At 71.3% G+C, this 13311-nt stretch carries 12 protein-coding genes and 1 riboswitch; of the genes, 3 read left to right on the plus strand and 9 right to left on the minus strand.

What is annotated here, in order from left to right; all coding sequences use genetic code 11:
* The first annotated feature begins 129 nt into the window (after positions 1–129).
* On the plus strand, positions 130–699 hold the full coding sequence (locus BZZ08_RS21965; RefSeq protein WP_241965532.1) for a uridine kinase family protein: 570 nt from the start codon (positions 130–132) through the stop codon (positions 697–699).
* 429 nt (positions 700–1128) lie between these two features.
* Positions 1129–2985 carry an AAA family ATPase gene (locus BZZ08_RS21970; RefSeq protein WP_104633961.1) on the plus strand — a complete coding sequence of 619 codons (1857 nt, stop codon included), beginning with the start codon at positions 1129–1131 and terminating at the stop codon, positions 2983–2985.
* A 32-nt stretch (positions 2986–3017) separates the two neighbouring features.
* Here BZZ08_RS21970 and BZZ08_RS21975 read toward each other — a convergent pair whose 3' ends face one another.
* The 9 genes from BZZ08_RS21975 to BZZ08_RS22015 form a co-directional block, all read right to left on the minus strand.
* Complete coding sequence (locus tag BZZ08_RS21975) at positions 3018–4055, minus strand: hemolysin family protein (protein ID WP_104633962.1); 1038 nt, start codon at positions 4053–4055, stop codon at positions 3018–3020.
* Positions 4052–5383 carry a hemolysin family protein gene (locus BZZ08_RS21980; protein WP_104633963.1) on the minus strand — a complete coding sequence of 444 codons (1332 nt, stop codon included), beginning with the start codon at positions 5381–5383 and terminating at the stop codon, positions 4052–4054. The genes BZZ08_RS21975 and BZZ08_RS21980 overlap by 4 nt, the downstream gene beginning before the upstream one ends.
* Before the next feature lie 203 nt (positions 5384–5586).
* Entirely contained in the window at positions 5587–6057 is a 471-nt protein-coding gene (locus BZZ08_RS21985) for a PH domain-containing protein (protein WP_104633964.1), read from the minus strand.
* A gap of 37 nt (positions 6058–6094) precedes the next feature.
* Positions 6095–6952: an ATP phosphoribosyltransferase gene (gene hisG, locus BZZ08_RS21990; RefSeq protein ID WP_052837925.1), complete on the minus strand. Its 858-nt coding sequence runs from the start codon at positions 6950–6952 to the stop codon at positions 6095–6097.
* A 49-nt stretch (positions 6953–7001) separates the two neighbouring features.
* A complete protein-coding gene (locus BZZ08_RS21995) occupies positions 7002–7274 on the minus strand; it encodes a phosphoribosyl-ATP diphosphatase (RefSeq protein ID WP_011027788.1) in 273 nt (90 codons plus the stop codon).
* Positions 7275–7308: 34 nt separating this feature from the next.
* Entirely contained in the window at positions 7309–7794 is a 486-nt protein-coding gene (gene ribH / locus BZZ08_RS22000) for a 6,7-dimethyl-8-ribityllumazine synthase (RefSeq protein ID WP_003977385.1), read from the minus strand.
* A 21-nt stretch (positions 7795–7815) separates the two neighbouring features.
* Positions 7816–9105: a bifunctional 3,4-dihydroxy-2-butanone-4-phosphate synthase/GTP cyclohydrolase II gene (locus BZZ08_RS22005; protein ID WP_104633965.1), complete on the minus strand. Its 1290-nt coding sequence runs from the start codon at positions 9103–9105 to the stop codon at positions 7816–7818.
* On the minus strand, positions 9102–9746 hold the full coding sequence (locus BZZ08_RS22010) for a nicotinamide mononucleotide transporter family protein (protein WP_104633966.1): 645 nt from the start codon (positions 9744–9746) through the stop codon (positions 9102–9104). The genes BZZ08_RS22005 and BZZ08_RS22010 overlap by 4 nt, the downstream gene beginning before the upstream one ends.
* Positions 9743–10354: a riboflavin synthase gene (locus BZZ08_RS22015; RefSeq protein WP_104633967.1), complete on the minus strand. Its 612-nt coding sequence runs from the start codon at positions 10352–10354 to the stop codon at positions 9743–9745. Before BZZ08_RS22015 ends, BZZ08_RS22010 begins: the two co-directional genes overlap by 4 nt.
* Before the next feature lie 148 nt (positions 10355–10502).
* Positions 10503–10633: riboswitch (FMN riboswitch) on the minus strand.
* A gap of 216 nt (positions 10634–10849) precedes the next feature.
* Between BZZ08_RS22015 and BZZ08_RS22020 the strand changes: the two genes are divergently transcribed.
* The gene (locus tag BZZ08_RS22020) at positions 10850–13231 is read left to right on the plus strand and encodes a chitinase C-terminal domain-containing protein (RefSeq protein ID WP_104633968.1); all 2382 of its coding nucleotides are present in this window, start codon (positions 10850–10852) and stop codon (positions 13229–13231) included.
* Positions 13232–13311: the final 80 nt, after the last annotated feature.

A 13311-nucleotide genomic window follows, 5' to 3' on the forward strand; every position in this document is an offset into this window, starting at 1 on the left:
CACGCCACCAATATTGGTGTCGACCACTGGTTAGAGTGCGGGTGAACGCGTCCGCCCCTCCCGCCCACAGGATCCGCCATCCTCGACCTAGCAGCCCGGCTCCGCCGGCTTCCCCCCTCCTGCGGCCCCGTGCGTCTGATCGGTGTCGACGGGTACGCCGGGTCCGGGAAGTCCACGTTCGCCGGACACCTGGCGGCCGAGCTGGGCGGTGCGCCGGTGCTGCACCTCGACGACATCGCCAGTCACGAGGAGCTGTTCGACTGGACCGCACGACTGCTCGACCAGGTGATCGAGCCCCTGCGGCGCGGTGACACGGCCCACTACGCCCCCTACGACTGGCGGGCCCGGCGTTTCGGCGCACCGCGTCCACTGCCGCCCGCTCCCGTGATCCTGGTCGAGGGCGTCGGCGCCGGCCGCGAGGCGCTGCGGCCCCACCTGGCCGGGCTGCTCTGGATGGACCTGCCCCGGGAGCGGGCGTGGGCCCGCGGACGGGCGCGCGACGGAGCGGAGCAGCGGACGTTCTGGGACGGGTGGATCCCGGCCGAGCGCCGGCACTTCGCCGATGATCCCTCGCGCCCCTTCGCGCACCTTCTGGTGCGGCAGTGCGAACAGGGGTACGAGGTGCTGCCGGGGCCCGCGGGAACCGACTCCGGAGCCCACTTCCTCACACAGGGTGACGGGCCTTCCGCAATATGTTGAACTCGTGAAGATCGCGCACCGACGACCCGCCGAGGTGCCCCAACTTCGCTTGACCCGGGGGCCGTACAGGTCTTACGTTCTGAATGTGCGGCAGTTCGAAGCCGCCGACAGACGCGAAGCCCCCGGTTGTTCCCCCGTGATCGGGGGCTTCGTTCTGCCCTGAGCCCGTTTTCCGGCTGCTCCGCGACGCCGCACGCTCACCCTCAGTCACCTTCGCGGCCGCGCGCCCCACCCGCTCCCACCTCGTGGAACAACCCCTACCGCACCCTTCGGAGGAAAGACCGCCGCGGGTACGATGCCCTCGGTGCGACCTACGGGAGATTGCCGCACGCACCTGCAACTCCGGCCCGCGGTACAGCCGTTGGCCGAGGCGGCCGACGAGCGACGGCTCGGCGGCATACCGACGGGGGCACGTAGGTGGGGGACGTGATGGACTTCGGCACGCAGGGCCCACAGGCCCCGGCCGAACTCGCCTGGCTGCGCGGCGTGGACGCCTACACCATGGGTGCCTACCCGCAGGCGGAGGAGGAGTTCCGGGCGGCGGTGCGCATCGATCCCACGATGGCCGACGGCTGGCTGGGACTGCACGCGTTGCGCGTCGACACCACGAACGCGCTCCTGCGAATGTTCCGCAACCGCGACCGCTTCGGCGAGCAGCGGGCCCGCCATCGCCGGACGCTCAACTCCTGGTACTGGCTCGGCTGGTGGGTGCAGCCGGTGCTGGAGAACCCGCGTGATCTGCTGCTGGCGCACGCCTCGCACTGGCTGGACGGCCGGCACGTCCCGGAGCTGGACCGGGCCCTGGCCGGGCTGCCTCCGGTGGACTCCGACCCGCAGGTCCGTTTCCTGCACGCGTGCCGCGCCTACCTCGTCAAGGACTGGGAGCAACTGGTCCGGCACACCGACCCCCTGCTCGGCGACCCCTTACTGGGCATCGAGGCCGGCCTGTTCAGCGGCATGGCCCGGGTCCGCCTGGAGATGTACGGGCAGGCCGAGCCGCTCCTGTCGGCGGCCCTGATGCGGTGCCGCAGCGAGCAGCCGCAGCGCAAGGAACTGCGCTACTGGCTGGCGCGGGCCCACGAGGGCACCGGGCGCAGCGCCGCCGCGCTCCCGCTGTACCGGGCGGTGCACCGCGTCGATCCCGCGTTCATGGACACCTCGGCCCGGCTGGCCGCGATCGCCGAGGGCGACGGTTACGACGACGCGACCGACTTCGCGGGACTCGCGCAGGCGGGAGCGGGGACGGAGGGCCTGGACGGGCTCGGCCCCCTCTTCGGCACCGAGGAGCGCGACGTCAAGCTCTCCGTGCCCGAGCCCCCGCTGTCCGCCCCGCTGCCCCCGCTCGGTGGACCGTCGGTGCGCGAGAAGGCGGGCGGGCCCGACCCCTCCCTGCCCAGTGGGCCCACCGATCCCGCCCTGCTGGAGGAGGCGCTCGCCGAGCTGGAGCGGATGGTGGGCCTCGAACCGGTGAAGCGGCAGGTCAAGGCGCTGTCCGCGCAGCTGAACATGGCGCGGCTGCGGGCCGGGCAGGGGCTGCCCGTGCAGCCGCCCAAACGTCACTTCGTCTTCTCCGGCCCCTCCGGCACCGGCAAGACCACCGTGGCCCGCATCCTGGGCCGGGTCTTCTACGCCCTCGGACTGCTCGGCGGCGACCACCTGGTGGAGGCGCAGCGGGCCGATCTGGTCGGCGAGTACCTGGGCCAGACCGCCGTGAAGGCGAACGAGCTGATCGACTCCGCGCTCGGCGGTGTCCTCTTCGTCGACGAGGCGTACTCCCTGTCCAACTCCGGGTACGGCAAGGGCGACGCGTACGGCGACGAGGCGCTCCAGGTGCTGCTGAAGCGGGCCGAGGACAACCGGGACCACCTGGTGGTGATCCTGGCCGGCTATCCGGAGGGCATGGACCGGCTGCTGAGCGCCAACCCGGGGCTGTCCTCCCGCTTCACCACCCGGGTCGACTTCCCGTCGTACCGGCCGCTGGAGCTGACCTCGATCGGTGAGGTGCTCGCGGCGGAGAACGGGGACGGGTGGGACGAGGAGGCGCTGGACGAGCTGCGGTCGATCGCCGGGCACGTGGTGGACCAGGGATGGATCGACGAGCTGGGGAACGGGCGGTTCCTTCGGACGCTGTACGAGAAGAGCTGTGCGTACCGGGATCTGCGGCTGTCCGGGTATCCCGGGGCGCTGACCCGGGACGACCTGGCGACGTTGCGGCTGCCGGATCTGATGCAGGCGTACGGGGAAGTCCTGTCGGGGCGGGGGCCGGGGGAACCGTCCGCCATGTAGTCCCCCGGCCGCACGACTGCCCGCAGCCATGGCTAGGTCGCCAGCGTCACCTCTCGGTGGGCCGGGTCCCTGACCTCGCCGACCAGGAGTTCCAGGACGTCCTCCAGCGCGACCAGGCCGAGCACCTTCCCGGACGCGTCCGTCACCTGGGCCAGGTGGGTCGCCGCGCGGCGCATCACCGTGAGGGCGTCGTCCAGGGGGAGTTCGGGGCGCAGCGTGGTCATCGGGCGCCACAGGTGCTGGGGGACGGCGCGGTCGGACTCCTCCAGGTCGAGGACGTCCTTGACGTGCAGGTAGCCCATGAAGGCGCCCTGGTCCGCCGCTATCGGGAAGCGCGAGTACCCGGTGCGGGCGGTGAGCGCGACGATCTCCCCGGGCGTGACCGACGGGCTGACCGTCACCAGGGACTCGCGTGGGAGGAGGACGTCGGTGACCGGGCGGGAGCCCAGTTCCAGGGCGTCCTCCAGGCGTTCCTGTTCCTCCGGGTCGAGGAGTCCCGCCTGGCCGGCGTCCTCCACCAGGCGGTTGAGCTGCTCGCTGGTGAAGACGGCCTCGACCTCGTCCTTGGGCTCGACGTGGAAGAGCCGCAGGATGCCCTGGGCGCAGGCGCCGAGCGCCACGGTGAGGGGCCTGCACACGCGGGCGAAGGCGACGAGGCCGGGGCTGAGCCACAGCGCGGCCTTCTCGGGGGCGGCCATCGCGAGGTTCTTCGGGACCATCTCGCCGATGACGAGGTGGCAGAAGACCACGACGGCCAGCGCGATGACGTAGCCGAGCGGGTGGATCATGCCGTGCGGCAGGTGGATCCACTCGAAGACCGGCTCCAGCAGGTGGGCGACGGTCGGTTCGGCGACGGCGCCGAGGGTCAGCGAGCAGACGGTGATGCCGAACTGGGCGGCGGCCATCATCTGCGGCAGCCGTTCCAGGCCGTACAGCACTTGTCGGGCGCGGGTGGTGCCGAGGGGTTCGATCTGGCTGCGGCGCACGGAGACGAGGGCGAACTCGGCGCCGACGAAGAAGCCGTTGGCGAGCACGAGCAGCGCGGCGAAGAGGAGTTGCAGGACGCTCATCGGACGGCCTCCAGGGCGGAGACCGCGGCGGTGCGCACCAGTCGTATCCGCTCGGCGCGGTAGTGGCCGACCTGGCGGACGGAGAGCCGCCAGCCGGGCAGCTCCGCGCGGTCCCCGACGGCCGGGATGCGGCCGAGCAGGTCGGCGACGAGCCCGGCCACCGTCTCGTACGGGCCCTCGGGCGCCTCCAGGCCGACGCGGCGCAGGGCGTCCACCCGGCAGCTGCCGTCGACGTCCCAGGCGGGGCGTCCCTCCTCGGGCGGAGCGGGGGCGAGTTCGGGCACGTCGAGGCCGTCGTGCTCGTCGCGGACCTCGCCGACGATCTCCTCGACGATGTCCTCCAGGGTGACGACGCCGGCCGTGCCGCCGTACTCGTCGACCACGACCGCGATGGGCTGCTCGCTGCGCAGGCGGGTGAGCAGTGGCCGTACGGGCAGGGACTCGGGGACGAGCAGAGCGGGGCGGGCGATCCGGCCGGCCGGGGTGCGCAGCCGGTCGTGCACGGGAACCGCGAGGGCGTCCTTGAGGTGCACCATGCCGACGATCTCGTCGATCTTCTCCCGGTAGACGGGGAAGCGGGACAGACCGGTGGCGCGGGTCAGGTTGACGACGTCCTCGGCGGTGGCGGAGGAGTGCAGGGCGCTGACCTTCACCCGGGGGGTCATGACGTGCTGGGCGGTCAGTTCGCCGAGGGAGAGGGTCCGTACGAAGAGGTCGGCGGTGTCCTGTTCCAGGGCGCCGGCCCGGGCAGAGTGCCGGGCCAGGGAGACCAGTTCGCCGGGGGTGCGGGCGGAGGCCAGTTCCTCGGCGGGTTCGACGCCCAGGGCGCGGACCAGGCGGTTGGCCACGGTGTTGAGCGCGGCGATCACCGGGTGGAAGAGCCGGGCGAAGGCGTGCTGGGGGCCGGCGACGAAGCGCGCGACCTGGAGCGGCTTGGACACCGCCCAGTTCTTGGGCACCAGCTCGCCGATGACCATCTGGACCGCGGAGGCCAGCAGCATGCCGACGACGACCGACACACCGGACACGGCCCCGTCGGGGACGCCGATCGCCGTGAACGGGCCGTCGAGCAGCCGGGCGAGCGCCGGTTCGGCGAGCATGCCGACGACGAGGGAGGTGATGGTGATCCCGAGCTGGGTGCCGGAGAGCTGGAAGGACAGCTCCTTGAGGGACTCGACGACCCGGTGGGCGCGCCGGTCGCCGGCCGCGGCGGCCTGCTCGGCGTCGGGCCGTTCGACGGTCACCAGGCCGAACTCGGCCGCGACGAAGAAGCCGTTGGCGAGGATCAGCAGGAACGCGGCTGCCAGGAGCAGCAGGGGGGTGGTCATGATGCCGCCGCCTGTGGGGTGTCACAGCAGGGGGCGGCGCAAGTACTGCAGGACGATCCGTCCATCGCCGGAGGGAGTCACTCCTCGGGTAGCAGGAACCCCGCGCACCGGGCGGAGCTACGGGGGCGGGGACGCGACGGCCGCGTCCGCGTTCCCAGATTAATCACGAAAAGGGTGCCCGCGGCAGGGTCGGCGGCGCCGCGTCAGTCACGTGGAGCCTCGGGGAGGGCGACGGAACGGGCCTCCACGAGGTCGCGCAGGGCGCGTGCGTCGGCGAGGGCGCGCTGCCTGGCGATACCCGGCTGGATGCCGAGCGCGGGCAGGCTGGTGCCGTCGCTGAGGTCGAGGAAGACCCAGGGGTCGCCCTGGCGGAGGTTGACCCGGAGGATCTCGGGCCAGGCGAGGTGACGCCTGGCGGTCAGGTTGACCACGGTCACGCCCGTCTCGTCGGCGACGACCCGGGGCCGGGCCAGCAGGAGCAGCACGGCGGCCAGGACGAGGGCGGTGAACACGAAGCTGAGGCGCTCGCCGGGGCCGAGGCCGTCCAGCACCATCCCGACCGCCGTGATGGTCGCGAAGGCGAGGACCGCGAGGACGATCAGGACGGCACGGGTGCGGCCCGGACGGAAGGTGACGGGCAGGGCCGGCAGGTCGTCCGGCGTGGTGTCGGGCATGGTGTGGCTCCGGGTCGTGCTCCGGGGGGCGAGGGGGTCAGAGCCGGCAGGCGTGGATGGCCGTGGTCAGGATGGCCCGGGCGCCGATCTCGTACAGGTCGTCCATGATCCGCTGGGCCTCCTTGGCCGGGACCATCGCGCGGACGGCGACCCAGCCCTCGTTGTGCAGCGGGGACACGGTCGGCGACTCCAGGCCGGGGGTGAGGGCGACGGCCTTCTCCAGCTGCTCCACCCGGCAGTCGTAGTCCATCATCACGTACGTCCGGGCCACCAGGACGCCCTGGAGTCGGCGCAGGAACTGCTGGACCTTGGGCTCGGTGGTGTCGTCGGGCTCCGCGTTCGAGCGGCGGATGACGATGGCCTCGGACTTCATGATGGGCTCGCCGAAGACCTCCAGGCCCGCGTTGCGCAGGGAGGTGCCAGTCTCGACGACGTCCGCGATGACCTCGGCGACGCCGAGTTCGATGGCGGTCTCGACGGCGCCGTCCAGGTGGACGACGGAGGCGTCGACGCCCTGCTCGGCGAGGTGGGCGGCGACGATGCCCTCGTAGGAGGTGGCGACGGTGCGGCCCTTGAGGTCCGTGACGCCGTTGGCGGTGCCCGGCTTGCCGGCGAAGCGGAAGGTGGAGCGGGCGAAGCCGAGCGGGAGGATCTCCTCGGCGTCGGCGCCGGAGTCGATCAGCAGGTCGCGGCCGGTGATGCCGATGTCGAGCTTGCCGGAGGAGACGTAGATCGCGATGTCGCGGGGGCGGAGGTAGAAGAACTCGACCTCGTTGGTCGGGTCGACGATCCGCAGTTCCTTGGCCTCGCGGCGCTGCTGGTAGCCGGCCTCATGCAGCATCTCCCCCGCGGGGCCTGACAGGGAACCCTTGTTGGGGACGGCGATGCGCAGCATGAGGTCGGCTTCCTTTGCGTGAAGGGGTGGGGAAAGGGGGTGCGGTGGCTTACAGGTGGGCGTAGACGTCGTCCAGGGAGATGCCGCGGGCGACCATCATCACCTGGACGTGGTACAGCAGCTGGGAGATCTCCTCCGCGGCGGCGTCCTTGCCCTCGTACTCGGCGGCCATCCAGACCTCGGCGGCCTCCTCGACGACCTTCTTGCCGATGGCATGGACCCCCTTGTCCACCAGTTCGGCGGTGCGGGAGGTGGCGGGGTCGCCGTTGGCGGCCTTGTGCTGGAGCTCGGTGAAGAGCTCCTCGAAAGTCTTCTTGGACATGGTGGCGCCCACTTTACGCGTAGTGCCGACCGGCCTAACGCCACGGTTCGGATACCGAGCGGAGCGTGGCCGCCGTGGCGACGGCCGCGGTCACCGCCTCGTGTCCCTTGTCCTCGCTGGAGCCCTCGATGCCGGCCCGGTCCAGGGCCTGCTCCTCGGTGTCGCAGGTGAGGACGCCGAAGCCGACGGGGACTCCGGTCTCGACGGACACCTGGACCAGGCCCTGGGTGACGCCCTGGCACACGTAGTCGAAGTGCGGAGTGCCGCCGCGGATGACGACGCCGAGGGCGACGATCGCGTCGTAGCCGCGGCCCGCGAGGACCTTGGCGACCACCGGCAGCTCGAAGCTGCCGGGGACCCTGAGCAGGGTCGGCTCGTCGATCCCCAGCTCGTGCAGGGCGCGCAGGGCGCCGTCCACCAGTCCGTCCATCACCTTGTCGTGCCACTGCGACGCGATCACGGCGACCCTGAGGTCCCCGACGTTGCGTACGGACAGTTCCGGTGCACCCTTGCCGCTCACGTGTCTCCTCGTCGTGCTTGCTTACTGGTTGCCGCAGGTGGACACGGGGGTCGTGTCCAGCCAGGGCAGGTCGTGTCCCATCCGGTCCCGCTTGGTGCGCAGGTAGCGGAGGTTGTGCTCGCCGGCCTGGACGGGCATGGGTTCGCGGCCGCTGACCGTGACGCCGTGCCGTTCCAGGGCCTCGCTCTTGTCCGGGTTGTTGGTCATCAGGCGGACGGCGCGTACCCCGAGGTCCCGGAGGATCTGGGCGCCGGCGCCGTAGTCGCGGGCGTCGGCGGGCAGGCCGAGTTCCAGGTTGGCGTCGAGGGTGTCCCGGCCGCGTTCCTGGAGTTCGTAGGCGCGCAGCTTGGACATCAGGCCGATGCCGCGTCCCTCGTGGCCGCGCAGATAGACGACCACGCCCCGGCCCTCGGCCTGGATGCGGTCCAGGGAGGCGTCGAGCTGGGGTCCGCAGTCGCAGCGCTGGGAGCCGAAGACGTCTCCGGTGAGGCACTCGGAGTGGACGCGGACCAGGACGTCCTCGCCGTCGCCGAGGTCGCCGTGCACCAGGGCGATGTGCTCGACGCCGTCGACCGTGGAGCGGTAGCCGTACGCCGTGAACTCGCCGTGCCGGGTGGGCAGTCGGACCTCGGCCTCGCGGCGGACGGTGGGCTCCTCGCTGCGCCGGTAGGCGACGAGGTCCTCGATGGAGATGATCGTCAGGCCGTGCTTGCGGGCGAACGGGATCAGCTCGGGCAGCCGCAGCATGCGCCCGTCCTCGCCGGCGATCTCCACGATGGCGCCGGCCGGGCGCAGTCCGGCGAGGCGGGCGAGGTCGACGGCGGCCTCGGTGTGGCCGCCTCGGACGAGCACGCCGCCGGGGCGGGCGCGCAGCGGGAAGATGTGCCCGGGGCGGACCAGGTCGGCGGGTTCGGCGGTGCCGCTCGCCAGGAGTTGGAGGGTGGTGGCGCGGTCCGAGGCGGAGATGCCGGTGCTGACGCCGTGGGCGGCGGTGGCGTCCACGGAGACGGTGAAGGCGGTCTTCATCGACTCGGTGTTGTCGTCGACCATCTGCGGGAGGCGGAGCCGGTCCAGTTCCCCGCCCTCCATGGGCGCGCAGATCAGGCCGCGGCACTCGGTCATCATGAAGGCGACGATCTCCTCGGTCGCCTTCTCGGCGGCGATGACGAGGTCGCCCTCGTTCTCGCGGTTCTCGTCGTCGACGACCACGACGGGGCGGCCCGCGGCGATGTCCGCGACGGCCCGCTCGACCGGGTCGAGGGAGAGGTCGTCGATGTCGTCGGGGCTGTAGAGGATGGGTGCCGAAGTCATGCGGGCGCTCCTTCGGGAAGGGGGCGGGCCGCGTTGCGCGAGCGCAGCCACCAGTCGCGCAGGCCCCACAGGACGAGCGCGCCGTAGAGGACGTAGACGAAGCCGGAGAAGGCGAAGCCGTTGGCGAAGTTCAGCGGGACGCCGACGAGGTCGACCAGCAACCAGGCGAACCAGAACTCGACCATGCCGCGGGCCTGGGCGTACATGGCGACGACGGTGCCCACGAAGATGTACGCGTCCGGCCAGGGGTCCCACGACAGGGTGGGGTAGGCGGTGAACAGGGCGCCCACCGCGACGGTGCCGACGGCGGCCGCGGCGACCAGTGCGCCGCGCTCGCGCCAGGTGGCGAACCGTACGGCGACGGAGCCGTCCTGGGTCTGTTGCCGGCCGCGGTTCCACTGCCAGAAGCCCCAGGCGGCGACGACCATGACGACGATCTGCTTGCCCGCACTGCCCGAGAGGTGGGCGGTGGCGAAGGCCGCGAAGAGGACGAGCCCGGAGACGAACTGCACGGGCCAGGTCCAGATGGAGCACCGCCAGCCGAGGGCGAGGCCGAGCAGACCGATCACGTTGCCGATCATGTCGGACCACTTGATGTGCTGGTCGAAGAGCGTGAACGCCTCGGAGTTGAGCCAGTTCACCGGGCGTCTCCCCGTTCGACGTGCCCGCCGAGCAGCCGCTCGACGTACTTCGCGATGACGTCGACCTCGAGGTTGACCGGGTCGCCGGGCTGCTTGATGCCCAGCGTGGTCAGGGCGAGGGTGGTGGGGATGAGGCTGACGGTGAAGAAGTCGGGTCCCGCGTCGACGACGGTGAGGCTGATGCCGTCGACGGTGATGGAGCCCTTCTCCACGACGTAGCGGGCGAGATCGGCGGGCAGCGAGATCTTGACGATCTCCCAGTGCTCGGAGGGCTTGCGCTCCAGGATCTCGCCGGTGCCGTCGACGTGGCCCTGCACGATGTGGCCGCCGAGCCGGGCGCCGACGGCGGTGGGGCGCTCCAGGTTGACCCGGGAGCCGACGGCGAGGGCGCCGAGGCTGGAGCGGTTCAGGGTCTCGGCCATCACGTCGGCGGTGAACTCGTCGCCCTCGTGGTCGACGACCGTGAGGCAGACGCCGTTGACGGCGATGGAGTCGCCGTGCCGGGCCCCTTCGGTGACCGCGGGGCCGCGCAGGCGGAAGCGACAGGCGTCGTCGAGGGTCTCGACGGCGGTGATCTCGCCCAGCTCTTCGACGATTCCGGTGAACACTTCCCGGGTCCTCCTGCCTCTTCGGGCACGGACTCCGGGGCTGTCGGAACGACAGAGTCACGAACGAGGACACCGGGAGCGACGCCGGACCGGACGCACCCCTGACGGGTACGCCCAGAAATCGGCGGCGCGCACGTATGCTCGCCCGCCGCGCACTGCCTCCCATCCGGACTTTAACCGTCGGTCCAGGAATTTCACCTGGTCAACCGGTCGCTGGAGGCGACCGGGTCGCGGACTGTAACCGCCGGTTCGGACTTTCACCGACCCCGGAGTGCGCTGCTTCTGGTACACGGCCAGTGTGCCACGACTGATCCCCGTCCATGCGGACGGAGTGTGTGGAGTGGCTCACAGAACGCTCCGTCCGGACCGGGACCCCCGCCCAGGACCGCCCCAACTGGGCCGCCATCCCCCCGCATTGAGATTGGTCCATACCTATCGACTCACTGGTCTAGTCCTCTCTAGGGTCTGCGCAACTTCCGTGGAGAGGAACCGACTGTGCCTTCCCCGTCACGCTCCAGATCCCGCCACAGAGCGGGGCCGGCCCTGTTCGCCGCCGTCGCCGCCGTCGCCGGCCTGCTGCTCGCCGGCCTCCCGGCGACCGCCTCGCAGGCCGCCGACCAGGAGTCCTGCCGCCCCGACGGTCTCTACCAGACTCCCGGTGCCGACGTCCCCTACTGCTCGGTCTACGACTCCGCGGGCCGGGAGAGGATGGGCGCCGACCACCCGCGCCGGGTGATCGGGTACTTCACCGGCTGGCGCACGGGCAAGGACGGCAAGCCGGCGTACCTCGCCTCGGACATCCCGTGGGACAAGATCACCCACATCAACTACGCCTTCGCGCACGTCGACGGCGGCAACAGGCTCTCCGTCGGCCCGGACGGCGAGAAGAACGCGGCGACCGGCATGACCTGGCCCGGGGTCGCGGGCGCCGAGATGGACCCGGGCCTCCCCTACAAGGGCCACTTCAACCTGCTCAACAAGTTCAAGAAGCAGCACCCGGACGTCAAGACGATGATCTCGGTGGGCGGCTGGGCCGAGACGGGCGGCTACTTCGCGGACGACGGCTCGCGCGTGGACTCGGGCGGCTTCTACTCGATGGCCACCAAGGCGGACGGCTCCGTCAACCAGGCCGGCATCGACACCTTCGCGGACTCGGCGGTCGACTTCGTCAGGAAGTACGGCTTCAACGGCGTCGACATCGACTACGAGTACCCGACGACGATGAAGGACGCGGGCAACCCGCTCGACTGGTCCTTCGCGAACGGCCGCCGGGCCGGTCTGGTCAAGGGCTACGCGGCGCTGATGAAGACGCTGCGCGAGAAGCTCGACCGCGCGGGCGCCGCGGACGGCAGGCACTACCTCCTCTCCGTCGCCGCGCCGTCCTCCGGGTACCTGCTGCGCGGCATGGAGACCTTCCAGGTCCAGAAGTACCTGGACTACGTCAACATCATGTCGTACGACCTGCACGGCGCCTGGAACGAGTACGTCGGCCCGAACGCCTCGCTCTTCGACGACGGCAGGGACGCCGAGCTGGCCGCCGCGGGCGTCTACGGCAGCGCCCAGTACGGCGGCGTCGGCTACCTCAACACCGACTGGGCCTACCACTACTTCCGCGGCTCCCTGCCGGCCGGCCGCATCAACATCGGCCTGCCGTACTACACCCGCGGCCACAAGAACGTCCAGGGCGGGACCGACGGCCTGTGGGGCAGGGCGTCCGCCTCCTCCTGTCCGGCGGGCTCCGGCCTGGCCAAGTGCGGGGACGGCGCCGTCGGCATCGACAACCTCTGGCACGACCTCGACACCAACGGCAAGGAGTCCCCGGCGGGCTCCAACCCGATGTGGCACGCCAAGAACCTGGAGAAGGGCATCGTCGGCGACTACGTCACCGACTACGGCTTCCCGGCGGACACGAAGCTGACGGGCACCTACGCCCGCAAGTACGACGCGACGCTGGTCGCCCCCTGGCTGTGGAACGCCGAGAAGAAGGTCTTCCTCTCCACCGAGGACGAGCAGTCGGTCGGGGCCAAGGCCGACTACGTGGCGGACCGCGGCATCGGCGGCACGATGATCTGGGAGCTGGCCGGTGACTACGGCTGGAACGCCGCCAAGGGCCAGTACGAGCCGGGCGACACCCTCACCTCTCTGATGTACGACACGTTCAAGTCGGCCGCGCCGTACGGGGCGAAGAAGTCGAACGCGGACCTGCCGGCGCAGGCCGTGAACGTGGACGTGGAGTTCACGGACTTCAAGCTGGGCGACTCCAACTACCCGATCACGCCCAAGCTGCGGATCACGAACCACACGAAGACCGCGCTGCCGGGCGGCACGGAGTTCCAGTTCGACTACGGGACCTCCGCCCCGGGGAACGCCTCCGACCAGTCCGGTTTCGGCACCAAGGTCATCAGGAGCGACCACACGGGCGGCAACGTGGGCGGGCTGAAGGGTGACTTCCACCGGGTGTCGCTGAAGCTGCCGGCGTGGCAGTCGCTGGCGCCGGGCGCGACCGTCGACCTGTCGTTCAACTACTACCTGCCCGTGTCGACCCCGTCGAACTGGACGGTGACGATCGGCGGCACGGCGTACGCCCTGGCCGGCGACCTCGCCCGGGGCACGACCGTGGTGGACCCGGGGACGCAGACGCCGACCCCCACACCGACGCCGACGCCGACGGGCACCCAGTCCCCGGGGCCGAGCCCCAGCCCGACGGACGGCACCGGGCAGTGCGCCGCCCCGGCCTGGGACGCGGCCGCGTCGTACGGCGGTGGCATCGCGGTGTCCCACCGGGGGCACACGTGGAAGTCCAAGTGGTGGACGAAGGGCGAGGAGCCCGGAACCACCGGCGAATGGGGTGTCTGGCAGGACCTCGGCGCCTGCTGACCCCACCCGAACGGGCCCGGCGGCGGTGACGAAGGCCCTTGCCCGCCGCCGGGTCCCCCGACGCACCCTGCCGGGCTCCG

The organism is Streptomyces sp. MH60 (genome assembly GCF_002939385.1).
In the GTDB taxonomy this organism is placed as follows: Bacteria; Actinomycetota; Actinomycetes; order Streptomycetales; family Streptomycetaceae; genus Streptomyces.